The 26,183-nt window shown below is 41.4% G+C and carries 29 protein-coding genes and 1 pseudogene; 8 read left to right on the top strand and 22 right to left on the bottom strand.

Going from position 1 to position 26,183, the window contains the following annotated elements; all coding sequences use genetic code 11:
• Together MB09_RS13810 and MB09_RS13805 are read left to right on the top strand one after the other, a co-directional pair.
• A partial coding sequence (locus tag MB09_RS13810) for an integrase core domain-containing protein (RefSeq protein ID WP_165586713.1) occupies positions 1-251 on the top strand: 251 nt, incomplete at its 5' end.
• A 155-nt stretch (positions 252-406) separates the two neighbouring features.
• Positions 407-1,798: a sugar transferase gene (locus tag MB09_RS13805; protein WP_045081502.1), complete on the top strand. Its 1,392-nt coding sequence runs from the start codon at positions 407-409 to the stop codon at positions 1,796-1,798.
• A gap of 955 nt (positions 1,799-2,753) precedes the next feature.
• Here the strand turns inward: MB09_RS13805 and MB09_RS13795 are convergent.
• Together MB09_RS13795 and MB09_RS13790 are read right to left on the bottom strand one after the other, a co-directional pair.
• Entirely contained in the window at positions 2,754-3,935 is a 1,182-nt protein-coding gene (locus tag MB09_RS13795; protein WP_045081519.1) for a lipoprotein N-acyltransferase Lnb domain-containing protein, read from the bottom strand.
• 323 nt (positions 3,936-4,258) lie between these two features.
• Entirely contained in the window at positions 4,259-5,326 is a 1,068-nt protein-coding gene (locus MB09_RS13790; protein WP_045081500.1) for a putative type IX sorting system protein PorV2, read from the bottom strand.
• Positions 5,327-5,554: 228 nt separating this feature from the next.
• On the opposite strand from MB09_RS13790, the gene MB09_RS13785 reads away from it, so the two are divergent.
• Positions 5,555-6,307, top strand: a complete 753-nt coding sequence (locus tag MB09_RS13785; protein ID WP_045081499.1) for a CDP-alcohol phosphatidyltransferase family protein — start codon at positions 5,555-5,557, stop codon at positions 6,305-6,307.
• A gap of 104 nt (positions 6,308-6,411) precedes the next feature.
• Here MB09_RS13785 and lptB read toward each other — a convergent pair whose 3' ends face one another.
• From lptB to MB09_RS13760, 6 genes are all read right to left on the bottom strand, one after another.
• The gene (gene lptB, locus MB09_RS13780) at positions 6,412-7,152 is read right to left on the bottom strand and encodes an LPS export ABC transporter ATP-binding protein (protein WP_045081498.1); all 741 of its coding nucleotides are present in this window, start codon (positions 7,150-7,152) and stop codon (positions 6,412-6,414) included.
• A gap of 66 nt (positions 7,153-7,218) precedes the next feature.
• A complete protein-coding gene (locus MB09_RS16605; protein WP_317038843.1) occupies positions 7,219-7,323 on the bottom strand; it encodes a GxxExxY protein in 105 nt (34 codons plus the stop codon).
• A gap of 46 nt (positions 7,324-7,369) precedes the next feature.
• Complete coding sequence (locus MB09_RS16600) at positions 7,370-7,600, bottom strand: GxxExxY protein (protein WP_317619486.1); 231 nt, start codon at positions 7,598-7,600, stop codon at positions 7,370-7,372.
• A 78-nt stretch (positions 7,601-7,678) separates the two neighbouring features.
• On the bottom strand, positions 7,679-8,026 hold the full coding sequence (locus MB09_RS13770) for a carboxymuconolactone decarboxylase family protein (protein WP_045081518.1): 348 nt from the start codon (positions 8,024-8,026) through the stop codon (positions 7,679-7,681).
• Positions 8,027-8,054: 28 nt separating this feature from the next.
• Positions 8,055-8,897, bottom strand: a complete 843-nt coding sequence (tatC, locus tag MB09_RS13765) for a twin-arginine translocase subunit TatC (RefSeq protein ID WP_045081497.1) — start codon at positions 8,895-8,897, stop codon at positions 8,055-8,057.
• The gene (locus MB09_RS13760) at positions 8,897-9,862 is read right to left on the bottom strand and encodes a KpsF/GutQ family sugar-phosphate isomerase (RefSeq protein WP_045081496.1); all 966 of its coding nucleotides are present in this window, start codon (positions 9,860-9,862) and stop codon (positions 8,897-8,899) included. Before MB09_RS13760 ends, tatC begins: the two co-directional genes overlap by 1 nt.
• Before the next feature lie 201 nt (positions 9,863-10,063).
• On the opposite strand from MB09_RS13760, the gene recQ reads away from it, so the two are divergent.
• A complete protein-coding gene (gene recQ, locus MB09_RS13755) occupies positions 10,064-12,256 on the top strand; it encodes a DNA helicase RecQ (protein ID WP_045081495.1) in 2,193 nt (730 codons plus the stop codon).
• 30 nt (positions 12,257-12,286) lie between these two features.
• Here the strand turns inward: recQ and MB09_RS13750 are convergent, their stop codons facing one another.
• The 11 genes from MB09_RS13750 to MB09_RS13700 form a co-directional block, all read right to left on the bottom strand.
• Positions 12,287-13,345, bottom strand: a complete 1,059-nt coding sequence (locus MB09_RS13750) for a nucleoid-associated protein (RefSeq protein ID WP_045081494.1) — start codon at positions 13,343-13,345, stop codon at positions 12,287-12,289.
• 100 nt (positions 13,346-13,445) lie between these two features.
• Positions 13,446-13,961, bottom strand: a complete 516-nt coding sequence (locus MB09_RS13745; RefSeq protein WP_045081493.1) for an IS1096 element passenger TnpR family protein — start codon at positions 13,959-13,961, stop codon at positions 13,446-13,448.
• 112 nt (positions 13,962-14,073) lie between these two features.
• Positions 14,074-14,430 carry a HepT-like ribonuclease domain-containing protein gene (locus MB09_RS13740; RefSeq protein WP_165586712.1) on the bottom strand — a complete coding sequence of 119 codons (357 nt, stop codon included), beginning with the start codon at positions 14,428-14,430 and terminating at the stop codon, positions 14,074-14,076.
• Between the two features lies 1 nt (position 14,431).
• Positions 14,432-14,719, bottom strand: a complete 288-nt coding sequence (locus MB09_RS13735; RefSeq protein WP_045081516.1) for a nucleotidyltransferase family protein — start codon at positions 14,717-14,719, stop codon at positions 14,432-14,434.
• Between the two features lie 77 nt (positions 14,720-14,796).
• Positions 14,797-15,816, bottom strand: coding sequence for a COX15/CtaA family protein (locus tag MB09_RS13730; RefSeq protein WP_045081492.1), 1,020 nt, complete (start codon positions 15,814-15,816; stop codon positions 14,797-14,799).
• 153 nt (positions 15,817-15,969) lie between these two features.
• Positions 15,970-17,397, bottom strand: a complete 1,428-nt coding sequence (locus tag MB09_RS13725) for a CCA tRNA nucleotidyltransferase (RefSeq protein ID WP_045081491.1) — start codon at positions 17,395-17,397, stop codon at positions 15,970-15,972.
• A gap of 216 nt (positions 17,398-17,613) precedes the next feature.
• A complete protein-coding gene (locus MB09_RS13720; protein WP_045081490.1) occupies positions 17,614-17,988 on the bottom strand; it encodes a GxxExxY protein in 375 nt (124 codons plus the stop codon).
• 53 nt (positions 17,989-18,041) lie between these two features.
• Entirely contained in the window at positions 18,042-18,602 is a 561-nt protein-coding gene (locus MB09_RS13715; protein ID WP_045081489.1) for an L-threonylcarbamoyladenylate synthase, read from the bottom strand.
• Positions 18,592-19,503: a glycosyltransferase family 2 protein gene (locus tag MB09_RS13710; RefSeq protein ID WP_045081488.1), complete on the bottom strand. Its 912-nt coding sequence runs from the start codon at positions 19,501-19,503 to the stop codon at positions 18,592-18,594. Before MB09_RS13710 ends, MB09_RS13715 begins: the two co-directional genes overlap by 11 nt.
• Positions 19,504-19,597: 94 nt before the next feature.
• A complete protein-coding gene (locus MB09_RS13705; RefSeq protein ID WP_045081487.1) occupies positions 19,598-20,662 on the bottom strand; it encodes a glycosyltransferase family 4 protein in 1,065 nt (354 codons plus the stop codon).
• 15 nt (positions 20,663-20,677) lie between these two features.
• Positions 20,678-21,439, bottom strand: coding sequence for a glycosyltransferase family 2 protein (locus MB09_RS13700; protein ID WP_045081486.1), 762 nt, complete (start codon positions 21,437-21,439; stop codon positions 20,678-20,680).
• A gap of 59 nt (positions 21,440-21,498) precedes the next feature.
• Here MB09_RS13700 and MB09_RS13695 point away from each other — a divergent pair, with 59 nt between their 5' ends.
• Entirely contained in the window at positions 21,499-22,203 is a 705-nt protein-coding gene (locus tag MB09_RS13695; protein WP_045081515.1) for a polysaccharide deacetylase family protein, read from the top strand.
• 37 nt (positions 22,204-22,240) lie between these two features.
• On the opposite strand, the gene MB09_RS13690 is transcribed toward MB09_RS13695, so the two are convergent.
• From MB09_RS13690 to MB09_RS13680, 3 genes are read right to left on the bottom strand one after another with little or no spacing between them, the layout of a single operon-like run.
• Positions 22,241-22,978: a glycosyltransferase family 2 protein gene (locus tag MB09_RS13690; RefSeq protein WP_045081485.1), complete on the bottom strand. Its 738-nt coding sequence runs from the start codon at positions 22,976-22,978 to the stop codon at positions 22,241-22,243.
• Between the two features lie 2 nt (positions 22,979-22,980).
• A complete protein-coding gene (locus MB09_RS13685) occupies positions 22,981-23,280 on the bottom strand; it encodes a type II toxin-antitoxin system RelE/ParE family toxin (protein WP_045081484.1) in 300 nt (99 codons plus the stop codon).
• Positions 23,268-23,453, bottom strand: a complete 186-nt coding sequence (locus MB09_RS13680) for a hypothetical protein (protein ID WP_045081483.1) — start codon at positions 23,451-23,453, stop codon at positions 23,268-23,270. Before MB09_RS13680 ends, MB09_RS13685 begins: the two co-directional genes overlap by 13 nt.
• Before the next feature lie 90 nt (positions 23,454-23,543).
• Here MB09_RS13680 and MB09_RS13675 point away from each other — a divergent pair, with 90 nt between their 5' ends.
• The 3 genes and pseudogenes from MB09_RS13675 (at position 23,544) to MB09_RS16475 (ending at position 26,183) form a co-directional block, all read left to right on the top strand.
• Positions 23,544-24,503, top strand: a complete 960-nt coding sequence (locus MB09_RS13675) for a class I SAM-dependent methyltransferase (protein ID WP_052671406.1) — start codon at positions 23,544-23,546, stop codon at positions 24,501-24,503.
• Between the two features lie 18 nt (positions 24,504-24,521).
• Positions 24,522-25,337, top strand: a pseudogene (locus tag MB09_RS16480) (glycosyltransferase family 2 protein); the annotation flags it as partial.
• The gene (locus tag MB09_RS16475; protein ID WP_045081512.1) at positions 25,329-26,183 is read left to right on the top strand and encodes a glycosyltransferase family 2 protein; all 855 of its coding nucleotides are present in this window, start codon (positions 25,329-25,331) and stop codon (positions 26,181-26,183) included. The pseudogene MB09_RS16480 and the gene MB09_RS16475, both read left to right, overlap by 9 nt.

The raw sequence follows: 26,183 nt of genomic DNA, 5'->3' as shown, positions 1-26,183 counted from the left end.
AGGGGCGATTAAGGAACAGTATGTGTGTGAACGTCTATGAGAATCCCCATGCGGAGCGGATCAATGGCACTATAAAGAACAACTATCTGAAAGGATATAACCCCATAGGTTTTGAAGGATTAGTAAGAAGTTTAAATAAAGCAGTATATATGTACAACCATGAAAAACCCCATAGTTCAATCAACCATAAAACTCCCGTACAATTTGAAAAGGAAATAAAAATGAAAAAAGAATTAGTAACTTTAAATTAAATAACCAACTTCAAAAAAGGTCAACCTTATTTAGTACTCTACAAACCAGAAACAAGAAACCAGAAACCAGAAACCAGAAACAAGAAACAAGAAACAAGAAAAAAGAAACAGCAAACCCCAAACCCCAAACAACAAACAAAAAACCCCCAACCCCAATGCCCAAAACCAGCATCCACTTTGATATCTCAGAAAGAAAGATACTGCTTCGTATCCTGGATATAGTATGTGTGCTGTTATTGCTTTACTTGGTGGGGATAGTTTTTAATTTTGATTATTTCAAGATCAATTCGCAGCACTGGGTCTGGTCTATAGTTCTGGCCGCCTATCTTACTGTGTTTGCCACAATTTTTGAGCTTTATAATCTTCAAAAGGCCAGTAAGTTTGACGTGGTGGTGAAGAATGTTATTATTACTTCTTCGGTTACGGTGCTTTTTTACCTGCTCACGCCTTTTTATACGCCTATGCTGCCCTCCAACCGATTGCAGATAGTGTATTTCTTTTTGGCTATAAACGTGGCCATGTTGGCTTGGCGGTATGCCTATATCATTCTTATATCGGCACCCCGCTTTTACAAAAGGGTGCTCTTGATTGCCCATGCACAGGATGTGGATGCTATCGTAATGTCGCTACAGCGCTCCGATCCCAACTATCGGGTAATAGGATATTTCAATACTGGTCCCACCGATGCTTCCGTAGCTAACAATCTTGAGATTGACTCCATAACTATTGCGGATATTGGTATGTTGACCGAGGAAATGACAATTTCCGAGATTGTAGTAGGTACTCCTCTTTCTGAGGGGATGACAGTGGAATTGAACAACCAATTGATAAAACTGCTCGAAAATGGCATCCCCATTCGCGAATATACGCAGGTTTACGAGGAACTTACCCACCGCATTCCGGTGCAACATGTGGAAAAGGATTTTTACCGTTATTTTCCTTTTAGCCGAAGTAATCAAAACAAACTTTATCTTTTCTTCAATAGAATTTTGGATCTCGTGATCTCGGTTATCGGGCTGACGTTTGGAATATTATTGCTTCCCGTTTTGTTGATAGGAAATATATTTGCAAATCGCGGCCCCTTTTTTTACAGCCAAACAAGGGTAGGCAAGAATGGAAAACACTTTAAGATTTACAAATTGCGCAGTATGGTAAAGAACGCCGAAAGCAACGGGGCCCAGTTCGCCCAGGCGAAGGATACCCGTGTGACAAAATTCGGTCGCTTCTTGCGGAAATCGCGTTTTGATGAAATCCCCCAGTTTATCAATGTGATCAAAGGCGAAATGAGCGTTATTGGCCCCCGCCCCGAACGTCCGGAATTCGTTAAGGGCCTGATAGAAAAGATACCATTTTACGAAGTAAGACACCTTGTAAAGCCCGGCGTAACGGGTTGGGCACAGGTAAATGCCAAATACGGTTCCACCCAAGAGGATTCCCTTGAAAAACTACAGTACGACCTATACTACATAAAGCACCGCAGTCTTTTTCTGGACGTAACCATCATTATCAAAACCCTGAGCACTATAGTTTTTTTCAGGGGGCAGTGATTCAGGTTTCAAGTTTCAAGTTTCCTTAAATTTTGAACCTTGAATCTTAAATCTATTCCCCCTTTGGGGGGCAGGGGGGACTGTTCAAGTTTCAAGTTTCAGGTTTCAGGTTTTCTTAAATTTTGAACCTTGAATCTTAAATCTATACCCCCTTTGGGGGGCAGGGGGACTGTTCAGGTTTCTGGTTTCAAGTTTCAAGTTACAAGTTTCAGGTTTCCTTAAATTTTGAACCTTGAATCTTAAATCTATTCCCCCTTTGGGGGGCAGGGGGACTGTTCAGGTTTCTGGTTTCAAGTTTCAAGTTTCAAGTTTCAGGTTTTCTTAAATTTTGAATTTTGAACCTTGAATCTTAAATCTATTCCCCCTTTGGGGGTCAGGGGGACTGTTCAGGTTTCAGGTTTCAGGTTTTCTTAAATTTTGAATCTTGAATCTTGAATCTTAAATCCATTCCCCCTTTGGGGGACAGGGGGACCGTTCAGGTTTCAAGTTTCAGGTCTTGTGATTTGGGATTTGGGATTTGGGATTTGGGATTTGGGATTTGGGATTTGGGATTTGGGATTTGGGATTTGTGATTTGGGATTTGGGATTTGGAATTTGTGATTTGGAATTTGGAATTTGGGATTTGGAATTTGTGATTTGGGATTTGGGATTTGGAATTTGGACACATAGAATTCAAGATTCCATTTCACACTTCATTCTTCCCTCTCTCAAGTATAAAGCGTATATATAGCGTATTTATAGTATGTTTATAGTATGTTTATAGCGTGTATAAAGCGTATTTTACATATAATAAACTCATTGCATTCTCAATAAAGAATTAACTGTTACTTGCCAAATCTATTTAATTAAAACCGCCGTGTTGTCTTTTTTTTAAAAGTTTCTAATAAAAACAATCAAACTCCTTCCCATTAATGGCCTTGCCGAACGATTTGAAGAAGAGGCTGGAGAGGAAAGGTTATTCCTTTTTTCCAATAAAAGCCATCAAATAGAGATACCGTACCGCCAATGCCACCAACAGCGGCAACAAGCCAATGGCAAATACCTGTACGCCGGTAATCCAATGGATAACCAACAGCGCAAGGAGCAGGAGTAGCAATAGTACGTATCTTCTCAATTTGGGAGAGACTTGCCTTTTCGAAATTGCAAAAATCACAAAAATGGAAATAGGGAAGGCCCAAAGCAGATTGTAGTTGTTTGCCGTTGCGGTATGATCGGTCGCGAACCATAGCAGTAAAAGAAAGATACCGATAAGTCCTGTAAAAAAGAAAATTGCGGCGTCCAGATACCGGCTACGCGACTTTTTTCTATAATCGCGATAGGTTACAAACACCATCGACAAACCGATTATCCCTAAAACAAACATCGGACTCCAAAAAAAGGTATTGGCCTGGGGTTGGGGGCTGTTTTCAAAAAGGACTTTAGTTGTTTTAACGAGCGGCTCGGTTTCTCCCTCGCGATGGATAACCGCATTCGCCGCGCCCTTAAATACGTAGTCCGGCAAAAATTGATACTCGATGGGCTTTGCCTTTCTATCGATAACTGCGCCCAGGGCTATGTCTATTCCCAGACTGCCCCAGGTATTGGCATCAAGATTTTGCTGGATGAGTTCCCGGAAGGTATATTCCTCCGTAATATGGTCCTCCTTAAACTCCAGTTTATTGCCCAATATCTCCTGCACCACGTCCCGAATCTTGGTGGCGCAATTGTCATAAAAGAAATCGTATTTATATTTTTTGTTCTCGGGCAAGGCATTGGTCCAAAGAAAATCTGAAACGGCCTGCTTTTCGGTCTGGTGCAGATTTAATACCTGTTCCTTCACCCAGCGGTTCTGGACCACATAACTTTCAAAAAAGGGTTGGTAGTAGGTTAAGCCTAACTGATAGAGCAGTTTTCCCCGCGCGAACTTGGTATAGAAATTTGGTGTGTTGAAGTCGTAAACCCCGTAATTAAAAACCACATCCACTCCGCTAAGGCTATCCTTGATCCTAAAGGCACTGTGCCCAAACTTGTCGTATAGTTCTGCCCCAGGGCCAATGGTCAATATGCTTATTTCTGCTGCCGGGGATAAGGAACCAAACTGCGCCTTTACCGAAACAGTCGCTAATAGAAAAAGGAAGAGGAAGTATTTTTTTGTCACGATTTTTTTGGTTTCTGATTTCTGGTTTCTTGTTTCTTGTTTCTTGTTTCTGGTTTCTGGTTTCAGGTTCAAATTTAAAATTCAAGATTCAAGGTTTTTGGTTTGGGGGTATGAGTTTTTGTATTTTGATTCTTTGATTCGTTGATTGGGGATGTAATTTCGTATTTCCACTTTCATCTTTCCACTTTCTTATATCAACTTTCATATTTGGAATTTGGAACCCGCCTACCAGAGGCCCGACAGGCAGATTTGGAATTTGGAATTTGTGATTTGGAATTTACCATTCTCACCCCGCACCCAGCACCCAGCACCCAGCACCCTCATCACCTAAATATCTCCCAATCCAATTTCAACGAAAACACATTGGAATACAGCGCTGCGCTTTGGTCGCCAATATCGGTCAGGGCGTAATCCACTTGTATGCCTTTATATCGAAAACCTACGCCAATGTTGGGTTGGAAACCTACCGAGTCGCTTCCGTCCAATTGTTTTATATTCTGGAAATTGCCCACGCCGCCACGCACGAAAACCATATCGATATAGGCAAATTCAAGCCCTAGGGATGGGGTAATGCTCGCAAAGGACGTGGAGATAACGTCATTGGTCTCAGCAAAACGGAAGTTCAGGTCCACTTCGGCCAAGAGTGAAAAATCATAGCGGTACACAAATTTTCTGGCAACGCCCAATTGCAGTTTCGGAATGGTAATCTCTGTAGTCTCGGGCAGTTCCTGGTTTTGGCCTTCTACTGCGCCTTGTATTTCAGCAAATTTTTCCTCGTCTATACTCCAGGCATTGAAAGTGGTGGTAATGTCGCGCGCCATAATTCCAAACATCCACTTATCGGTTCTAAATTGAACGGCGGCATCCAGCCCAAAGCCCCAAGAAGAGGCGAAATCGCCAATAATGCGACGGATAACCTTTGCGTTTACGCCATAATTCAGGCCGTCCAGCGGAAGCCTGCGCGCATAGGAAAAGGTAACCCCATAATCTGCGGTGGAAAAAAGGCTGATGCGGTTGTAGTCAATATTCCCTTGGTCGTCTATCAACTGTGTGGTATTCAGAATATCATCCACACCAAACCGGATCACGGATAGCCCTACGGCACTCTTGTCGTCCAGAGGCATCGCAAAAGCGGCATAGTCGTAATTGGCAATATTGGCAAAATAGGAGGCATGCATCAATGAAATCTGCTTGTCTTCAAGATTCACCAAGCCCGCCGGATTCCAATAGCCGGAATTTACATCGCCCGATGACGCCACCACGGCATTCGCCATTCCGAAGGCGGCGGCATCCACCCCTATATTCATAAACTCGTTGGAATATTTTCGTACGGTCTGCGCGCCCAGCGTAGCCGAAACAAGGAATAAAAGGAGCAGTAATTTCTCTTTCAAGTTTTAAAAAATTTTGGACAAATATGGCACTATTTTACAGAATACTAAACTTTAAATTTATGTACATATTGTGTTTGGATGCCCTTGGACGAAAATACTTTGTTATTTTTACACATAATCTTAATAGATATTATAAAATCCACTCCTATTAGGCTCCTCCCCTTTGAAGGGAGGCTGGAAGGGGACGTTTAGTCTAAATCATAAAAACCAAATTGCTCAATAAAGAATATGAATATATCAAAACAAATTCCAAACATCATTACCTCCCTAAACATCCTTTGTGGATGTGTAGCCATTCTCTTCGCCATTTCGGGCGATCTTATAACGGCTTCCTTTTTTGTTTTCCTCGGAATTTTCTTCGACTTCTTTGACGGGCTGGCCGCGCGCTTGCTGAAAGCCCAAAGCGAAGTGGGACTCCAACTTGATTCCCTGGCAGATGTTATCACAAGTGGCGTAGCACCGGGAGTAGTCATGTACCAACTGTTGAATTTATCCTATTTCGGGCATTTACAGACTGTTACCGAAACCTTTTCGATGGATGGGTGGAATGTGGGTTTTAAAAATTATCTGCCCCTTATTGGCCTGTTGATCGTGGTGGCCTCGGCTTACAGATTGGCAAAATTCAACGTAGATACCCGGCAAACCACTGGTTTTATTGGTCTGCCAACCCCCGCCAATGCCCTTCTGATTTTAAGCCTGCCATTGATCTTGCAATTTCAATATTCCGAATTGGCCGAAACCATCATCCTAAACCCGTGGTTTTTGATAGGCATGACCTTGCTGAGCTGCATTCTTCTAAATGCCGAAATCCCCCTTTTCGCCTTAAAATTCAAAACTTGGGATTTTAAGACCAATGCCATCCGCTATATATTTTTAATCCTTTGTATGGTGCTTTTGGTACTGCTGAAGTTCTTGGCGATACCATTTATAATTCTACTTTATATATTGCTTTCGTTTTTTTGGAAAAACACTGCGTTATAAAGTCTTCAGTAATGTACAAATGTTTTTCTAATTAAAGGGATAAAAGCATTTCTCAGAATTACTACAATCCAAAACAAAATTATTCGTGAATTCGTGGTAAAAAATTAAAACTCCAATTTCTTCTTCCGAAGCTCAAAATTCTGCCCAAGATATACTTTCCGCACCATTTCGTCTGCGGCAAGTTCTTCCGGTACTCCGTGTTTTAGGATGCTTCCCTCAAACATCAAGTAGGTTCTGTCGGTAATGGCCAGCGTTTCCTGTACGTTGTGGTCTGTTATAAGAATCCCGATATTTTTGTTTTTTAGCTGGGCTACGATACGCTGGATGTCCTCCACCGCAACGGGGTCAACTCCCGCGAAGGGTTCATCGAGAAGAATAAAATGCGGGTCGGTGGCAAGGGCACGTGCAATTTCGGTTCTACGTCTTTCCCCACCGCTCAAAAGATCGCCACGGTTTTTGCGGATTTGGCCCAAACCAAATTCCTCAATAAGCGATTCCATTTTGGCCCGCTGCTCCTTTTTGGAAAGTTTCGTAAGCTGCAGCACACTCAGAATATTGTCCTCAACGCTAAGTTTCCTAAAAACCGAAGCCTCCTGTGCCAAATAACCAATACCGTTCTGTGCACGTTTGTACATAGGATACTTGGTTATTTCGGTGCCTTCCAAATAAATATTCCCGCCATTGGGTTTTATCAAGCCTACAATCATATAAAAGGAAGTGGTTTTGCCCGCCCCATTGGGACCGAGCAGTCCGACGATTTCCCCCTGGTTTACTTCCACGGTAATTCCCTTTACGACCTTACGGCCTTTATAGGATTTCATTAAATTTTCAGCTTTTAGCTTCATTCTAATATTTCTTTTAAACTTGGCATATTATATAATTTTACCACAGAGGCACAAAGGCCAAAGAGCTTAAAGTACGCCATTTATAATTCTTTTTAGACCGTCAATAACCTTTATTTCGTTAAAGTTGATCAAGAGTCCGAGTTTTAAATCTTTCAATTTTAAATAGGTCAATATTTGGGCAGTATGTATTGGAGCCAATGCATCAACTGATTTTATTTCAATAATAACCTTGATTCTCCACAATCATATCAATACGATAGCCGGCATTAATTTTAACGTCTTTATAGATTACGGGCAGTGGAACTTGTTGCTTTACTTCCAAACCCATTAATTTTAATTCGTGACCTAAGCAAATTTCGTAAGTGCTTTCTAACAAACCAGGCCCTAATTGTTTATGAACCTCAATACTCGCACCTATTATTTTTGAAGAAATTTCGTTTTCGGTCATTATTTAATTTCTTTCTTTGTGCCCTCTGTGCCTTTGTGGTTAAAATATTTTGAGCTTATAAGGTAAAGCTAGCAATTATTATTTTGCTTCCAAAGCTTCCCAATATTCAAAAGCTCTGCGCAGATGGGGAATTACAATTGTTCCCCCAATTAAAAGTGAAATGCTCATTCCTTCCACCACTTCTTCCTTGGTAAGACCCAGTTTGTGGCATTCCTCCAAATGATAGCGCACGCAATCATCGCAACGAAGCACCAACGAATTTCCCAAGCCCAGCAATTCCTTTGTTTTCTTCGGAAGCACTCCTTCCATATAGGCGTTGGTATCCAGATTAAAGATGCGCTTGATAATCTTGTTGTTATCCTCCAGCATCTTCTCGTTCATCTTTGCGCGATAGGCATTGAATTCTTCTACAATATTTTCTTTCATAATTTTTATTTTTTCAAAAGCCAAAAGCCTAAATATTACCCTCTTTTTTCCTTCTTCTTTCCTCTCTTTTCTGATTCCTTATCACAATCCTCGAAATATAAATACTCACCTCATAAAGAATAAGTATCGGGATGGCAACGATAATCTGGCTCACGATGTCGGGCGGCGTAATTACTGCCGAAAGTATCAAAACGATAATCAAGGCAAATTTTCGATATTTCCGAAGGATTTCAGGGGTTACCAAACCAATTTTTGTAAGGATATACATAATAATCGGCAATTCAAAAACAATACCGCAGGCCAATACAGAGGTGCGTACCAGGGAAATGTAACTGTCCAAATCGAAGTCGTTAAATACTTCCTCGCTCACCTGATAGTTCCCCAAAAAGTTGATGGATAGGGGAGTGATAAGGTAGTACCCAAACAATACGCCCAAAAAGAATAGCAGCGAGGCAATGACTATAAAACCACGGCTGCTCTTGCGTTCCTTTTCTTTTAGGCCCGGACTTATAAACCTCCAAAATTCATAAAGTATATAAGGGAAGGCCACGATAATACCCCCATAAATAGAGGTCCACATATGCGCCGAAAACTGTCCCGCCATTGTCCTACTTTGAATACGGAAAGGCATTTCCTGAAAACAGAACGTGTCCATGCCCAATGAGCGCGATATGTTGCAGAACATTCTATAGGTAGGGAAGTCGGGATGTTTGGGTCCGAAAATAAGCGTATTAAAAATAAAATCCTTAAAAACAAAGGCCAAGAGGCCCAGTACGACTACGGCAATGGTAGAGCGGATAAGGTGCCAGCGCAGTTCTTCCAAGTGGTCCAAAAAGGACATTTCTTTTTCTGGGGAACCTATTTTCTTCATTAGATTATTCCCTCTTTTGTCAGGTTATGGATATGCACCACCCCGCTGTATTTCCCTTTCTCCTCGGCAAGAATTTGGGTAATTCCGTATTTGTCCATCATTTCCATGGCCTCTACGGCCATGGCGTTGTTGGCTATTTTCTTCGGGTTGTGCGTCATAATATCCTTTGCGGTGAGTCCGGCAAAGCTATCGGTTTTTGTCAACATACGTCGCAGGTCGCCATCGGTTATTATGCCCACTATTTCATCATTTTCCACTACAGCGGTTACGCCGAGCATTTTTTCGGAAATTTCAACAATCACTTTTTTAACGTCGGTATCAGGGCTTACCTGTGGTTTTTCATTTAGGGATGTAAGATTGCTTACCCGCAAGTACAGTTTTTTCCCCAGGGAGCCCCCGGGATGGAACTTTGCAAAATCCTTGCTCGAAAACCCACGAAGGTCCAAAAGGCACATGGCCAAGGCGTCGCCTATCACTAACTGTGCGGTAGTACTCGTAGTGGGCGCCAGATTATTGGGACAGGCTTCCTTTTCTACATAGGCATTCAGCACATAGTCTGCCTGCTGCGCCAAAAAGGATTCATCGTTACCCGTAATGGCAATAAGTTTATTGTCAATAGCCTTTATCAAAGGCACGAGCACTTTTATCTCAGGGGTATTTCCGCTTTTTGAAATGCAGATTACCGTATCGTTCTGCTGAATGGTCCCAAGATCGCCGTGGATGGCATCGGCGGCGTGCATAAAAATTGCGGGCGTGCCAGTGGAGTTTAAAGTGGCCACAATTTTGGTGGCTATATTGGCGCTTTTGCCTATTCCGGTAACTATTACCCGCCCCTTGGAATGGTATATATAGTCAACTGCGCCGGCAAATTCCTCGTTCACCAAATGCGCCAGATTTGCAATTGCCTTACTCTCAGTTTCTATGGTATTTTTCGCTACGGAAATGATTCTATCTTGCCTGTTCAAAATTTTAATGCTTTTGAATGTTTGTAACTGTTTCAGAAATTAGTATATTTAGAATAGAATTTAACACAATTCAGAAATCTTAATATAGAAACCTTTCTGTTAAGATGCAGTCAACTCAATACGGTTGCAAAATTACAATTGTTAATCTGTAAAACAATGTATTGTTGGCTAAAACTGAAGTATCCCTAAAAACCAAGCAGCGTGGCAGAAATTGATATTTATGCAGCCCTAAAAAAATATTTTGGATTTACCCGCTTTAAAGGCCTACAGGAAGAAGTGGTAAAAAGCATACTCGGCGGCCACAATACCTTTGTGGTTATGCCTACTGGTGGTGGAAAATCGCTCTGTTATCAGCTTCCCGCACTTATGCAGGATGGAACGGCGATAGTAGTCTCGCCCCTGATTGCCCTCATGAAAAACCAGGTAGATGCCCTGCGCTCCCTTTCTTCGGAGGAAGGCATTGCGCATGTGCTCAACTCTTCCCTAAACAAGACCGAAGTTAAAAAAGTAAAGAGCGATATCGCCAGCGGCGTTACAAAACTGCTCTATGTAGCTCCTGAATCCCTCACGAAGGAAGAGTATGTAGATTTTCTGCAAACCCAGAAAATTTCCTTTATGGCTATAGACGAGGCTCACTGTATCAGTGAGTGGGGCCACGACTTTAGGCCGGAATACCGAAATTTAAAAAGCATAATCCAACGCATTGGCAGCGATATTCCCATAATCGGGCTTACTGCTACCGCCACCCCCAAGGTGCAGGAGGATATTCTAAAAAACCTCAATATGCAGGATGCCCATACGTTTAAGGCATCCTTTAACCGTCCCAATCTTTATTATGAAATAAGGCCAAAGACAAAAAATGTGGATTCCGACATCATTCGCTTCGTAAAACAGAACGAGGGCAAAAGCGGTATTATTTACTGCCTAAGCCGAAAAAGGGTAGAGGAATTGGCGCAGGCCCTGCAGGTTAACGGTATAAAGGCCGTGCCCTATCACGCAGGCCTTGATGGCAAGACCCGCGTAAAGCACCAGGATATGTTCCTGATGGAGGACGTAGATGTGGTGGTAGCCACCATCGCGTTTGGGATGGGGATCGATAAGCCCGATGTGCGTTTCGTGATCCACAACGATATGCCGAAGAGTATTGAAAGCTATTACCAGGAAACCGGACGCGCCGGTCGCGATGGGGGGGAAGGCCATTGTCTTGCCTTTTACAGCTATAAGGATATAGAAAAACTTGAAAAGTTTATGAGCGGCAAGCCCGTAGCCGAACAGGAAATTGGCCACGCCCTGCTACAGGAAGTAGTTGCCTTTGCCGAAACTTCCATTTCACGAAGAAAGTTTATCCTCCATTATTTTGGGGAAGAATTTGATAATGAAACAGGTGAGGGCGGCATGATGGACGATAATATGCGCCACCCCAAGAAAAAGCACGAGGCCAAAGATGATGCGAAGCAGCTTTTGGAAGTGGTGAAAAAAACCAATGAGCAATACAAAAGCAAGGAAATTGTAAATGTTCTGATAGGCAAGGTGAATGCCCTTATAAAATCGCATAGAACCGATGCCCAGGAATATTTCGGCTCGGGGGCAAATCGCGATGCGGCCTATTGGATGGCCCTGCTGCGACAGCTTTTGGTGGCTGGCTATTTAAAAAAGGATATAGAGACCTATGGCGTTATCCACTTGACCGAGGAGGGGAAGAAGTTTATTAAATCGCCCACCTCGTTTATGATGACGGAAGACCATTCCTATAAGGACGCAAACGACGATATAATTGTGGGTGCGAAAAAAGGAGGCGACGTGGCCGATGAAAATCTTTTCAAGCTCTTAAAGGCCGAACTCAAAAAGGTAGCCCACGATCTGGACCTGCCGCCCTTCGTAATTTTCCAGGAACCCTCTTTGGAAGATATGGCGCTGAAGTATCCAGTAACCATGGAAGAACTTTCCAATGTTCACGGGGTAGGAGAAGGAAAGGCCAAAAAATACGGCAAACCGTTTTTAAAGCTTATCCAAAATTATGTGGAGGAGCACGATATTATCCGTCCGGAGGATTTTGTGGTGAAATCCACAGGAAGCAACAGCTCCTTAAAATTGTATATCATCCAGAATGTGGACCGAAAGCTTGCCCTACCAGACATTGCGAACGCCAAAGGCCTAGAAATGCCAGAGTTTATTAAGGAAATGGAAGCCATAGTGTACAGCGGCACCAAGTTGAATATTGATTATTGGATCGATGAGGTTCTGGACGAAGACCAACAAGAAGAAATCCACGAATATTTTCTAGAGGCTAAAACGGATAAAATTGAAGAAGCCCTTGAAGAATTTGACGGCGACTATGACGAAGAGGAACTGCGGCTGTACCGTATTAAGTTTATTAGTGAGGTTGGGAATTGACCGCACGTAGAGACGCACGGCCGTGCGTCTCTAAGATTTCTGTTCCTTGTTGAAATAGACCAAATAATAATACATCTGCTTCTCCTCGTCCCATCCTTTTTCCACAAATTTTTCCGCACTCTCAGGGTTGATAAAGTCCAATTTGATCTGAATGTTCGTATCCAGATTTATGACGTTTTTTATTTTTTTGCGGGCAGCGGTAACGGCCGTATTGGCAATAGGGAAGGTTGTTAGATCCTCGATGCTGTACTTGGGGGCCTTTTCGCTTTTGTAATGACGGAATTCCGGCATCAAATCGGGATTGTCTATCACCTCGTTCATAAAGGCCGTTTCCTCAAATTGGTCATTTTTCGCAAAATGGTTCACGGCGCGGTTCATAAACATAACCTCCTGTTTTTTATCTTCGGCAGGAAGGACCACGTCCTTTGCAAAATCCTGACAGAATTTTAAATACTTCTTTGTGTAAAAATTATCATCGGCAAAGGCTTCCACGCCCAAAAAGCTTTCCAGCCAATAACGCGCGTCATAACGGTTGCTATCCACCGAAAGGATTTTGTAGCCCTCCTCTTTTTTTGAATTGAAAATAATGCAGCCCTTGTCCAATTTATTGAGGCTCACCCCATGCTGCAGCATGGCTTCCAATTGATTTCCTTCCTCTGCAAATTGAAGAAAATCCTGTTTCAATTCACTTTTAAATATGCCGATGGCCTCCATCTTTACATTGTCCAATTGCACATTTTCAAGATAGGCCACATACACCTCGCCGCTTTTAATATGCGGATGTTCGGACTGGTTGTATAAATAGGTAGCTATTTTTCGGCTCTCTTCGTGAATGTTATCGGGATTGTCAAAAATCTTGGAGGCACTGTTATAAAGCTCGTGAAATTCCAAATCTGCCTCGTGGGAAAACTTAAAATAGTTTTCCTCCTTCTCACGAAATGGTTTTAGGAAAAATTCTTTCAGCAATGGCGTTATCTCATCGTCCATTTTATACGGACTTTTCGAAAGAAAAATAGCTTCATTCCTACTTTTATTACCCACTCGGTGGATGGAAAGGGAGGCAATGTGGGTATTGAAAAGGTTGATCATTGGGGTTAGGAGTTAAGGGTTAGGCGTTAAGCGTTAAGCGTTGGGTAATTTCCTCTACTTTTTCGAAACTGAAAACTGAGACTGCGACTGATCACTGAACCTAATTCCAGTTTTCGTCAAAATCAAGATTGTCGTAATCTTCCGGATCTAGGTCAAATTCCTCATCGAAATCTTCTTCGCCTTCAATGGGTTCTGAAGTAAATTCCTTTTCGGGTGCTTCTTCGGGGATTTGTCCGTGGGAGTACATCAAGTTCGGGTAAATCTGTCCAGCTTCGGCCTCGGCAATATCGGCAAGTTCCACCATAAATGTCCACATATTCAGAAAGTCGTAAACATATAAAAGCCGCGTGTTTTCCTTATCTACCACGGTCTCTAAACTGGTTTCACCCATAACACGGATGCTTCCGGGTTCGTCGCTCACGTCAAAAAGCGGTATTTCCTCGTCTTCTTCCCAGAATTCATTGGTGGTGTAAAACGAAGCCATTTCCTGCCCATCAAACCCAAAGGCCTGGGTGATGGCGTTGTGAAAATCTTCCAAAGTATTTGAAGCTTCTATTTCGATGTCGCGGAAAACGTCTTCGTGGGTGTCGAGGATAATTCTGAAACGGTAAATCATTTTCTTAATTTCTTAGGGTTGCAAAGGTATAAAAAAAGTGTTCAGTATTCAGTGGCAGTTGGTAGTGATTATTCTGAATTTCTCTTGAAAACCGGCGCAATGTAAGACTGTATTATGAGTCTTTCAAATTTTCAATTATCTCGCTAATTTGTTTTTTATTTTCAGGTAAATAGTTGTAGGCTAAATCCCAAATTATTTCATAGTCAATGCCAAAATATTCGTGGGAGATTTTATTGCGGAGGGAATACATTTCTTGCCAAGGCACGTCAGGATATTTTTCCTTTAGGGAAATCGCAATATTTTTTGAAGCCTCCCCGGTTACTTCGAAGTTCCGTATTACGGCATCCACTGTTTTATAATCTTTTTTAAACCCTTCAAGAGAATGTCCTTCAATATATTCGGCTATTCTGTTCATCGCCAAAAGAATATCTTCAAGATATAAAACGTAATTGCGTCTTTCCTTTTTCAATTTAAATATAGATTACTTGGTTCAGTATTTTCTCCCGCAATTGCAATTTTAATGCGTTTTTGGTAACTATATCAATCTTGCGTTTAAAGATATTTTCAAGGAAGGGTTCTAGGGAAAAATATTTCCAGCCTATGGGTTTTTCAAGTTCCACCAATAAATCTATATCGCTTTGGGTATGGTTTTCATTTCTTGAAAACGACCCAAACAGCCCAATTTCCTTTACTGCAAATTCTTTTTGAAGTGTAGGTTTGAGTTCTTTTAGCCTTGAGATGATTTCTTCCTTTTGCATATTCATATAAATTTTAGCGGCAAAACTTTCCGTCTGTATCAAAGATACTCAAATATTGAGCTTAATCTTAAAAGATTTTATTTCGAAAACCGATGTAGCACAAAGGTCATTCCGGCCAAAAGGAAAAAAGCCGTTACTTGGTGCAAAACGCCCAGAACTACAGGTACTTGGAGGATTAGGGTAAACACGCCCAAAATAAATTGCACCAAAACCAATATCATAAGCAAATTGACTCCGTTTTTTTGCGGGACGGTAAGCTGTAATTTTCGGGCTTTGAACCAAATATAGAAAATAACTGCCACCACCACATAGGCCATATAGCGGTGCACAAACTGAACGCCGCTCTTTCCTTCCACAAAGTTTCGCCATAACGGAACCTGTTCGGTGTAAACGGTTTCGTGGATCAACTTGCCTTCGTTCATCAAAGGCCAATGGTTGTGGATCCAGCCCGCGTCGAGCCCGGCCACAAAGGCGCCCCAGATAATTTGGATCAACAATACCGCCATTCCCACCCGAATGATATTCCGGAAATGTCCGTTGATTTCCTTTTTCACGGGATACCATAGATCCAATGCAACCCATAGGGTGTAAGCAAATGTTATAAACGCGGTAGTGAGGTGCATGGCAAGCCGATAATGGCTCACGCTGGGCCGGTCCACCAGGCCGCTTTTCACCATATACCATCCCAGAAATCCTTGGAATCCACCCAAGAAAAGCAGAATCAAGGCTTTTTTTATTGTAGGCTTGGTAAGCTGTTTTTTAATGAGAAAATAGAGGAAGGGGATGATAAACACAATTCCCAGCAACCTGCCCAAGACCCGGTGGATATATTCCCAGAAATAAATATCCTTAAAATCCTCCAGATCGAAGTGATTGTGCAGCTTCTGATACTCGGGGAATTGCTTATAATGCTCAAACTCGGCTATCCATTCGGCTTCGTTTAATGGCGGAATGGTGCCGGAAATCAACTTATAACTGGAAATTGAAAGGCCCGAATGGGTCAGGCGCGTAATTCCTCCTACTACTACCATTACAAAAATCAGGAAACATCCCGTTAACAGCCAGTAGATTACTTTTTTATTGTCTTTCTTTGCCACTAATTCTCGAATTATTTTTTAATACTGATATTCTTTTTACTACAAAGTTCGTGGTGATTAATTTTGACCACGAATACTCGAATTGTTTTTTATATCAATTTGCACGCGATAAATCGCGAACCTACACCTGAAAACTGCAACTGCGACTGTCTACTAATTAATCGCCTTTAATCCAATTTCAGTTCCTTTTTTCAACATAAATTCCCGTGCCGCTCCGTATTCATTCGGAATTTCCCCTTCAAGAATTGCTTCCTTTATCGCGTCTTTTATGATGCCAATCTCCCGAGAAGGTTTTAGATTAAAAGTCTCCATAATTTCCTCACCGGTAACGGGCGGTTGAAAATTCCTGACGTGGTCACGTTCTTCAACTTCCACGATTTTATCGCGTACCAACTGAAAATTAGCGTGGTATTTTTTAAACTTTTTTGGATTTTTTGTGGTAATATCGGCTTCGCAGAGCGTCATTAAATCCTCCACATGATCGCCAGCGTCAAAAATCAAACGACGCACGGCACTGTCCGTTACTTCTTCGTCGGCAAGCCCGATGGGGCGGGAGCTCATCAAAACCATTTTTTGGACGAACTTCATCTTATCGTTCAAGGGCATTTTCAAGCGTTTGAAAAGCTTATAGACCATCTTTGCACCCACAAATTCGTGCGTATGAAACGTCCACCCCAATTTTTTATCAAAACGTTTCGTTGGCGCCTTGCCAATGTCGTGCAGTAATGCGGCCCAACGCAACCAAAGATCGTCCGTAGCTTTTGAAATATTGTCCACCACCTCCAGCGTATGCCAAAAATTGTCTTTATGCGTCTGTCCTTCCTTTTCGTCTATGCCCTGTAAGGCCACCAATTCCGGCAAAATAAAGGGTAGCAAGCCGGTTTTGTGCAAAAGGGCAAATCCTTTGGAAGGCACATCGGCAAGTAGAATTTTGTGCAGTTCATCCACGATCCTTTCCTTGGAAATTATTTTTATGCGCTCGGCATTTCGGGTAATGGCTTCCAACGAATCCTTTTCAATAATAAAATCCAATTGGGTTGCAAACCGAATGGCGCGGAGCATTCGCAGCGGATCGTCGCTATAGGTAATGTCTGGGTCGAGCGGGGTGCGGATTATTTTATTTTGAAGATCTTCAACACCGTTAAAGGGATCCAGCAGTTCGCCGAAATTATCATCGGAAAGACTGAGAGCGAGTGCATTTATTGTAAAATCCCTTCGGTTTTGGTCGTCTTCCAAAGTACCGTTTTCCACAGCTGGATTTCTGCTTTCTTCGGAATACGATTCCTTACGTGCGCCAACAAATTCTAGTTCAATACCTCCGCTTTTTAGCATTGCCGTGCCATAGGTTTTAAAAACGGAAACTTTCGGTTTTCCGGGAAGCAATTTTGAAACTTCCTGTGCCAATTCAATACCACTTCCTACGGCAACTATGTCAATATCCTTGGCTTCCCCGCGTTTTAAAAGGAAATCGCGTACGAAACCGCCAATAACATAACTTTCCAAGTTTAAGTTTTTGGAAGCTTTTGAAATGGTTCTAAAAATTGGGTTTTTTAAAGCGGATATGTAGGATGGGTTTACCACGGATAAATTTTAAAAATTGATAGAGGAGATTTTTACCACGAATGCACAAATGTTTTTATATGTTTAATGCGGTGAATTTTTACCACGAATAGACAAATTGTTTTTTAGTTCGCACGCGATAAATCGCGCGCCTACGATGGTTTAAAATCATTACTTATACTATATTTTTATTCGTGGATTCGTGGTGGATTTTTTACCACGAATGCACGAATGTTTTTATAGAACTATTCTTTTGTATTCTAAGCCTTCCCCTTTGAAATTAGCTAAAATGGCTAACTTGTTTTTTGAAACTTTCAAATAATTAATACATTGACCAAGATGCATATCTGTAAGTACTTCAACAGTTTTTACCTCTAAAATTATTTTATTAAAAACTACGAAATCAGCATAGAATTTATGTTTAAGTACAATGTCCTTATACGCCACTGAGAATTCTTTTTCTCTCTCGAAAGGGATATTTCGTTGGGTAAATTCATATTCCAAAGCGTCTTTATACACAATTTCCGATAAACCATTTCCCAAGCAATTAAATACCTCATATAAACAACCAACAATGTCGTAACTTTCCTGTCTATAGATGATATTGTCCATGCCTAAGTAAACAAATCAAATACATAATTATTCGTGTATTCGTGGTAACCTTTTTATTGCCGAATTACCTTCACCGAACCATCATTTTTCAACTTAATAATAGCCGAAGGTTTTCCTGATTTTTTTTCGTGCTGCAAATTTACAACATAGTCCACGCCTTCCAAAATTAAAGGGTCTATTTCAGCGTAACTTTGTGGGGTTTTTTCCCCGGAAATATTTGCCGAAGTTGAAACCAAGGGTCTGCGAAAACGCTGTATTAATTTTTTACAGAATTCATCCTTTGCCACGCGAATGGCCAGCGAATTGTCCGCTGCAATAATATTTTCCGCAACACGAATAGGATTATCGTAAATGATAGTGGTCGGCTTTTTGGCGTATTTCAAAATATCGTATGCTACTTCCGGTACGTTTTCCACATACTCATTGAGCATTTTAAAATCGTGCACCAAACAAATCAGCGATTTCTCATCACTTCTTTGCTTCAGCTTAAAAACTTTGTCCACGGCATCGGGGTTGGTGGCATCGCAGCCTATTCCCCAAACGGTATCGGTGGGGTAAAGGATTAAGCCGCCTTTCTTTAAAACGGCGATGCAATTTTCAATTTCAGTCTTCATTTAAAAAAGTGATTTTTTGTTTCTGTTTTAACGATTGGGTTTGGTTGTTGCTTTTCAGAATAATGGGCAGCAGATACCATTTTTTCGGTTTGATTAAAATGGCGATCGTTAAATACATTCTAATGAGTAAATATTTTCCAAAGCCGTAATTTTTCCGAAGTACATATAAATACGAAATATAACTTTCCCTGTTCATCGCTTTTGAAGTACCCGTGCTCACGCCCTGATGGTGAAGGATTTTCGCTTCGGGCACCAACCAACTTTCGTACCCCTGTTTTTTCAGGCGGTGGCAAAGGTCCATTTCTTCCCAATACAGAAAAATATTAGTGTCGAAACCACCAACTTCTGAAAATGCTTTGCTGTCAAAAAACAGAAACGCGCCGTTAACCCAATTAACTTGCAGAGGTTCGTTATATTCTTTTTTACGCTTTGGATATAATTCTGGATTGTTTTTTTCGAGAAAACTTCTTCCGAAAAGCAATCTTCGCAGGCCTTTATTATGGTCAAAGGAAGGGACAAAATTGTTGTTTTCGTCAAAATTCTGCGCAGTTGAAACGCCCACCATTGGATTTGCTTTCATAAATCTGAGCAAAATGCCCAAACAGTCGTTCAGCAACATAGCATCGTTGTTCAGAAAAAGCAGATAATCTGCATTCGCGAATTGCGCCCCGAACATATTCCCGCCGCCAAAGCCTGTATTTATAATGCTCCGGTGCAAGGAAATGTTGTCTTGCTTCGGAAAATTATCTCTTAAAATTTTATATTCCGAAGCCGTTGAATTGTTATCCACCACAATTATTTGATAGCTGATACCTTCCGAAGTCTTTTCAATCACAGTGTTTATGCACTCCAAAGTGTACTTTGAAGAGTTGTAATTGACAATGATAACGGCTACATCCATCAAATAAATTTTAATCGGGGAACTTTTCCGACTGCTTTTGGCAAAGATACAATTACTGTCCGTGGGAGTTTGTCAAAAGTTTTAATAAAGTTGGTTAGAGCAAGCTTTTATAGACTTCAATATACTTTTCGGCCGTGGTTTTCCAATTGAAACTTTGGGCGCGCGCCGTATACCAATTTTCGTAGAATGCCCTGTTGCCGTGAAATTTTTCCATTCCTGCTCTCAGCGTTTGTGCCATATATTGGGGATCGTAATGGTCCCAAAAGAAACTGTGCTCGCCGCCAATTTCAGGGAGCGAAGTGTTGTTTGAAAGAAAAACGGGTTTCCCAAATCGCATGGCTTCAATGGGCGGAATTCCGAAACCTTCCCGTAACGAAGGAAAAACAAAGGCTTCGCAATTTTGAAGGTAGTATTGTTTTTCCAAATCAGCTATTTTCCCAGTTTGAAATACCCTGTTTTCAAAACCGTACTGTTTCACTTTTTCAGTAAGCTTTTCGGCGTAACTCGAACTGTTACTTCCCGACAGGACCAAATTATATTCGGGCAGGAAGCGCAACATTTCCACAAGGCTCATAAAATTTTTGCGATCGCTGAAATCGCCAATCGAGAAGAGATAGGGTTTTGGCGGCAAAAGCGAAGGTTTGTAGTCCGTCGGAATTGAAATATCTGTAATTGTATTGCCGTTGTAAATTACGTATTCCGGAATGTTGGGGACTTCAAAATGAGCGTGCGTATCCTGTTTCGCAAATTCAGAAATATAGGCAATGGCACTGCTGCGCTTCAGTTTTTCGGCGAATTGCTTTTTCAACTTTTCTTGCAATTCCGCGCAGCCTTCTGTTACAAAATGCACGTCGTGAACAGTCAATAAATACGGAATGTTGAAGAAGGGTTCAATCTTTATATTTTGATTTAAACAATGCCAAAGATTGTATTTTTTCTTTATTCGGAAAGGCTTGTGGCGCGTTAACGAATTGTACTTTCGATATTTAAACGTATCGCCAAATTCCTCTTTGAGTTCTGAAATATTTTTCGCATTCAGAACTATTTCAAAATCGTCTTGCGGCAAGGCTGCCAACGCTTTTATGAAATGGTAGTTAAACTGCCCAAAGCCCGAATAACGGTTTTTTAAATTATGCGATTCTAAAAAAACTTGTTTCAACGTAGCGATTTAAGATTAGTCAATTTTTCGGTATAAAAGCCAAAGGTTCACGTACCGTTTAAACACTGAAAAGGCGCTTACGTAGGCGAGAATGAAACCTTCTTTTCCGTCTAAAATACCCAATCTAAAAATAAACTGGTTCCAAAATCGATAAAAAGGGCGAAACAGAAAATGGTAATTATTTGGTTTCTTCCCTTTTTTATAGAGCATTTGGGCCTGCAGCGCACTGTATTGGTGCATTTTTGCGGTGTAATCGTCAAAAGATTTATAGGTGTGGTGCGGCAGGCTGTTCTTTAAATTTTCGGTTCTGCCGTCGGCTTCCAATGTTTCGTGGACCAGGTTTGCGTTGTATTGGCAATGGTTTTTATTGAAAAATCGGATGATGTAATCATTCTGCAAACCACTGTATTTGATGCGTTTCCCCATAAAATAGAAATCGCGTTTTACAAAATAGGCAATGGCTTTTGGATTTTTGAACTTTTCAACGATTTCATTTGCAAGCTCGGGCGTTACTTCTTCATCTAAATCGAAAAAGGTTACCCAATCGTTCGTTGCTTTTGAAATAGCGAAATTTTTCTGTGCCGAAAAGTTGTCGAAGGTTCGTTGGTAAACCGTCACTTTTTCGTGTTTGGAAGCCAAAGCCGCCGTATCATCGCTGCTAAAGGAATCCACAATCACAATTTCATCCGCAAACCAAAGGCTCTTTAAATAGCCTTCAATATTGTGGGCCTCGTTGAGCGTGATGGCAAGGGCGGTGATTTTTACAGGGTTTTCCAAAAACGGCTTGTAGTTTGCGTAAAAGTAATAATTTTACAGGTATAAAATTGAAAACCGTTATGGCGAAACTACCTATTTTAATGTACCACCACGTTACTGCTGAAAAGGGTGAAGGTTTGACCATTTCCGTAGAAAAACTTGAAAAGCAGTTTAAACATTTGGCTGAAAACGGCTATAAAACCTACCATTTTCGGGAGTTAGACAAGTTGAAGACGCTGCCAAAAGGCAAAAACATCGTCATTACTTTTGACGATGGCTATGTGAGCCAAATGGAACTGGCGCTTCCGTTGCTGAAGAAATACAAACTGAAAGCCACCTTTTTCGTGCCTTTAGATTTTTTGGGAAGAACCGACACTTGGAATACTTCTTCCCTAAAAATAATGACGGCGGAACAATTGAAAAAGCTCGACCCAAAAATTGTGGAGCTCGGTTTCCATTCCTTTTACCATAAAAAATACACCGAGCTTTCCAATGCCGAAATTGAAGCCGATACCCGCCGTTGCCTGGAATTCGTCTCAGAAAATGAATTGAATTTTTCGCCTGTTTTGGCCTATCCGTACGGCAAATTTCCAAAGGAAAAAAAGCGGAATGAAATCTTTAAGAAAATACTTTCACAAAACGGCATTGAATACGGGCTGCGCATCGGCAATAGAATAAATACGTTTCCCTTTAAAAACCCCTATGAAATCCAACGCATTGATGTAAAGGGGGAATTCTCCATGTTGAAGTTTCGACAGAAAATTCGGTTTGGGAAGTTTTTTTAAGCCTCTAATCCCTAGCCCCCTAACCCGCCGCGGCGGGCTAGGAAGCCTTTCTCTGCAACAGCATCAACTTCACATACCGTTCAAAAACACCATACGCATTTACGGCGGCTACGGTCATTCCCGGAACGCCGTCGCGGAAACCGCCTTTTAAAATGAAGGAACGGAAAAACCGATAACTGGGCTTGAAAAAGAGGTGGAACCAAGTGACTTTTTTGCCTTTATCAAACAGTTGCTGCGCTTGAAACCAAGCATACGATTCTTTTTTCGAAATATAATTGTCGAGGCCTTTATAGGTAAAATGCAACATTTTATTTTTCAGTTTCCCAATGCTGCCCTGGCAAGTAAGTTTTTCATGAACCGCTCCGGAATATTCCGCCCCATTGCGCTTTACGAGCCGAAGCACGTCATCGCTGTGATGATAGAGAAAACGGTTCATATAAAAATGCGGGAAATTTATCTTGTACCCGCCGTGTTTGGGGTTTTGGAGGGTTGCTTTTATTTCGGCTTCCAAAGAATGGGTAACGCGTTCATCGGCGTCCAAAAATAGCACCCAATCGCCAGTGGCTTCTTTTAAAGCGAAATTTTTCTGGTTTGAAAAATTATCGAATTTTCGTTGCAGGAATTTGGTGGCGTATTTCTTTGCTATTTCAGGGGTTTTGTCTGTACTGAAGGAATCGATTACAATAATTTCATCGGCGAAAGCTACTGAAAATAAGGCATCTTCAATGTATGCTTCTTCGTTGAAAGTGGGGATGATAACTGAAAGGGTTGGCATAGCTAGCTTTTTATTCTCCTGAAAAGGTCTCTGGCTCCATGATGGACCATTAAAATATGAACTTTTTTTGAACTGACTGTCCTGTAAATAATTCTGTAATTTCCTTCTACTAATTCCCTGATATTTGGATCCTTCATTTCTTCCACAAGCTTACCAATATTTGGATGCGTTTTAATAATTTCTGTAGCTCGTTTTATTTTCTCTACCTGCTGCCGTGCGTATAACCTTGAATCAGTCGAAATATATTCATAAATTTCCTTTAAATCAATGCTAGCATCACGAAGCCATTTTATTTGAACCATTGCTGCATTTCGTTTTCTAATTCTTCTTCACTAATTGTGTCGTTTCGATTAGATTTTTCAATTCGTTTTTCAAGCTTGTCTATAAATATGAAGCGTTCAATCAACTCCTCAATAGTAAATTCATCGGGAAAATTATCGATATGTTTTTGCAGAAAACTTTTAGTAATCATCATTCTGTATTTTTATCTAAATTACAACTTTTCAATTTCTGAGGCAACTTAGTAAATAACTTTATCTTTGGAGCTTAAAGCAATTTTCAATTTATGGGAAACACTTGCAGAATTTGTGGCAATTCCGAAGAAAACGAAACTTTTACAGCCAAAGAAATGATGTACGGCTTGCGCGAAACTTTTGAATATTTTCAATGTTCCAGTTGTGGTTGCTTGCAGATTGCGGAATTTCCAGCGGATATGGGCAAGTATTATCCCGGCGATTATTACAGTTTTGACACTTATGACGGCAAGAAATTTACTGGAACAAAAGGCGCGATTAAAAAGAAACAATACGAAGCTGCGGTTCTTGGCGGACCTGTTTACCAAAATACCTTGGGGAAAATTTTAGGGAAAAAGGAATACGCCATCTTTATAGGATTAAACGTAAATAAGGAAACCCGCATTCTTGATGTTGGTTGTGGCAATGGTAGAAATTTCCTGTACCCCTTGGCCGAAGTGGGTTTTAAGAATGTAATGGGCTGCGACCCCTATTTAAAGGAAACAATTAAATATGAAAACGGGCTCACCATAAAGAAAAGCAGTGTTTACGACATGGATGGTAGTTACGATATTATCACCTATCACCACGCCTTTGAACATTTGCCCGACCCTTTGGAAAACCTTCAGAAAGTGCACGAACTTCTTGCCGTGGATGGGGTTTGCATCATTCGTATCCCGACGGTTTCTTCGTATGCCTGGGAGCATTACGGAGTTAACTGGGTACAATTGGACGCGCCACGGCACTTTTTTCTGCATTCAAAAAAAAGTATGCAACTGCTGGCCGACAAGACCAATTTTGAATTGTATAAAATTGAATACGATTCCACGCACTTCCAGTTTACCGGCAGTGAAAAATATATAAAGGATATTCCGCTTTCCGCACCAAAAGATAAAGGCTTATCAAAATCATTGCAAAGAAAAGTTGAAAATTTTAAATACGATGAAAAGGCCAAACAACTCAATAAAGAGGGGAGAGGCGACCAAGCTGCTTTTTATTTACGCAGGAAATAGCTTTATCTTTGCCAGACTATGACTGCAATTGATACTTCCGTAATTATCAGTACCTACAATTCCCGCGAATGGCTGGAAAAGGTACTCTATGGTTATAACAATCAGACGTACAGACAGTTCGAGGTTGTAATTGCGGATGATGGCTCTAATGACGAAACACGGCAGCTGCTAAAAAGAATGGAGGCCGAAGTCTTTTATCCCATCATCCACGTGTGGCACGAAGATAAAGGTTTTCAGAAATCGCAGATTCTCAATAAGGCAATTTTGCAGTGCAGCACAGAATACATTATCATGAGCGATGGCGACTGCATTCCGAGAAAGGATTTTGTGGAGCAGCACGTTAAATTTCGGGAAGAGGGTTATTTCCTCTCTGGCGGCTATTTTATGTTGCCCTTGGATATTTCAAAAAGCATAACGAAGGAGGATATTTATTCTGAAAAATGCTTTGATGTTTCTTGGTTGAAAAAGCACGGACTGCAATCTTCCTTTAAGAACAACAAGCTGTATTCTGGGCCCTTCAAGGCGTACCTCCTCAATAGGTTTACACCCACCAATGCCAGTTGGAACGGCCATAACGCTTCGGGGTGGAAAAAGGATATCATTGCAGTAAACGGGTTTGACGAACGCATGCAGTACGGCGGGCAGGACCGCGAACTGGGCGAACGGTTGATTAATTACGGCCTGAAAAGTAAACAGATTCGGTACAATGCGGTAGTGCTCCATTTGGACCATCCACGTGGCTACAAGAACCAGGATTCCATCAATAAAAATCTTGCCATCCGCAAGCAAACGCGCGATAAAAGGAAGAAATGGACGCCTTTTGGAATTGTAAAGGATGACAATATTGGTCCCTTTGTTTCGGTAATCGTCAGCACCTACAACCAGCCGGAATGGCTTAAAAAAGCGTTGTGGGGCTTTGAACAACAGCTGGAAAAGAATTTTGAAATTATAATCGCCGATGATGGTTCTACTGAAGAAACAAAAAAATTAATCGATTCCTTTATAGTAAACTCTTCTCTGAAAATCACCCACGTTTGGCAGGAAGACCACGGTTTTCAAAAGACTAAAATCTTGAACAAAGCCATAAAAGTTGCTAAAGGTGATTATTTAATTTTTACCGATGGCGACTGTATTCCGAGGAACGATTTGGTCTCAACCCATTTGGGCCTGAGCCGTCCGGGCTGTTTTCTGTCGGCTGGATATTTCAAGCTTTCGATGAAAATTTCGAAGCAGATTACCAAGGACGATATTGTAACACAGCGCTGTTTTAACGCGAAATGGCTTTTAAAGCACGGCCTAAAAAAGACTTTTAAACTGAACAAACTAACATCCTATGGTCTAAAGGAAGATATTTTAAACACCTTTACGCCCACCAGTGCTACCTGGGACGGCAACAACGCCTCTGGCTGGAAAAAGGATATTTTGGCGGTAAACGGATTTGATGAGCGCATGCAGTACGGCGGCGAGGACCGTGAAATGGGGGAGCGGCTTATGAATTACGGCATCAAGCCCTTACAGATTCGCTATAGCACGGTTACATTGCATTTGGACCACGAGCGCGGGTATGTGCGAAAGGAAATGTTTATAAAAAATAAGGCCATCCGAAGGGTGACGAAAAAGGAAAAGCGGGTTTGGACGGATTACGGCATCGTTTCAAAGGAAACGACGGTTGAAAATTAA

It is taken from the genome of Aequorivita vladivostokensis, from assembly GCF_000952855.1.
Classification (GTDB): Bacteria; Bacteroidota; Bacteroidia; order Flavobacteriales; family Flavobacteriaceae; genus Aequorivita; species Aequorivita vladivostokensis.
Note: the sequence above shows the minus strand (reverse complement) of the source record. Positions and strands in the feature narration are given on the sequence as shown.

What these genes read in the sequence shown, in the direction of transcription:
- lptB (WP_045081498.1), bottom strand. Translation starts at nt 7,152, where the DNA reads ATGAAGCTAAAAGCTGAAAATTTAATGAAATCCTATAAAGGCCGTAAG.
- MB09_RS13695 (WP_045081515.1), top strand. Translation starts at nt 21,499, where the DNA reads ATGGCGAAACTACCTATTTTAATGTACCACCACGTTACTGCTGAAAAG.
- MB09_RS13770 (WP_045081518.1), bottom strand. Translation starts at nt 8,026, where the DNA reads ATGAAAGAAAATATTGTAGAAGAATTCAATGCCTATCGCGCAAAGATG.
- MB09_RS13735 (WP_045081516.1), bottom strand. Translation starts at nt 14,719, where the DNA reads ATGCAAAAGGAAGAAATCATCTCAAGGCTAAAAGAACTCAAACCTACA.
- tatC (WP_045081497.1), bottom strand. Translation starts at nt 8,897, where the DNA reads ATGAAGAAAATAGGTTCCCCAGAAAAAGAAATGTCCTTTTTGGACCAC.
- MB09_RS13690 (WP_045081485.1), bottom strand. Translation starts at nt 22,978, where the DNA reads ATGCCAACCCTTTCAGTTATCATCCCCACTTTCAACGAAGAAGCATAC.
- MB09_RS13785 (WP_045081499.1), top strand. Translation starts at nt 5,555, where the DNA reads ATGAATATATCAAAACAAATTCCAAACATCATTACCTCCCTAAACATC.
- MB09_RS13710 (WP_045081488.1), bottom strand. Translation starts at nt 19,503, where the DNA reads ATGGATGTAGCCGTTATCATTGTCAATTACAACTCTTCAAAGTACACT.
- MB09_RS13720 (WP_045081490.1), bottom strand. Translation starts at nt 17,988, where the DNA reads ATGGACAATATCATCTATAGACAGGAAAGTTACGACATTGTTGGTTGT.
- MB09_RS13685 (WP_045081484.1), bottom strand. Translation starts at nt 23,280, where the DNA reads ATGGTTCAAATAAAATGGCTTCGTGATGCTAGCATTGATTTAAAGGAA.
- MB09_RS13805 (WP_045081502.1), top strand. Translation starts at nt 407, where the DNA reads ATGCCCAAAACCAGCATCCACTTTGATATCTCAGAAAGAAAGATACTG.
- MB09_RS13750 (WP_045081494.1), bottom strand. Translation starts at nt 13,345, where the DNA reads ATGATCAACCTTTTCAATACCCACATTGCCTCCCTTTCCATCCACCGA.
- MB09_RS13675 (WP_052671406.1), top strand. Translation starts at nt 23,544, where the DNA reads ATGGGAAACACTTGCAGAATTTGTGGCAATTCCGAAGAAAACGAAACT.
- MB09_RS13680 (WP_045081483.1), bottom strand. Translation starts at nt 23,453, where the DNA reads ATGATGATTACTAAAAGTTTTCTGCAAAAACATATCGATAATTTTCCC.
- MB09_RS13715 (WP_045081489.1), bottom strand. Translation starts at nt 18,602, where the DNA reads ATGAAGACTGAAATTGAAAATTGCATCGCCGTTTTAAAGAAAGGCGGC.
- MB09_RS16600 (WP_317619486.1), bottom strand. Translation starts at nt 7,600, where the DNA reads ATGACCGAAAACGAAATTTCTTCAAAAATAATAGGTGCGAGTATTGAG.
- MB09_RS13745 (WP_045081493.1), bottom strand. Translation starts at nt 13,961, where the DNA reads ATGATTTACCGTTTCAGAATTATCCTCGACACCCACGAAGACGTTTTC.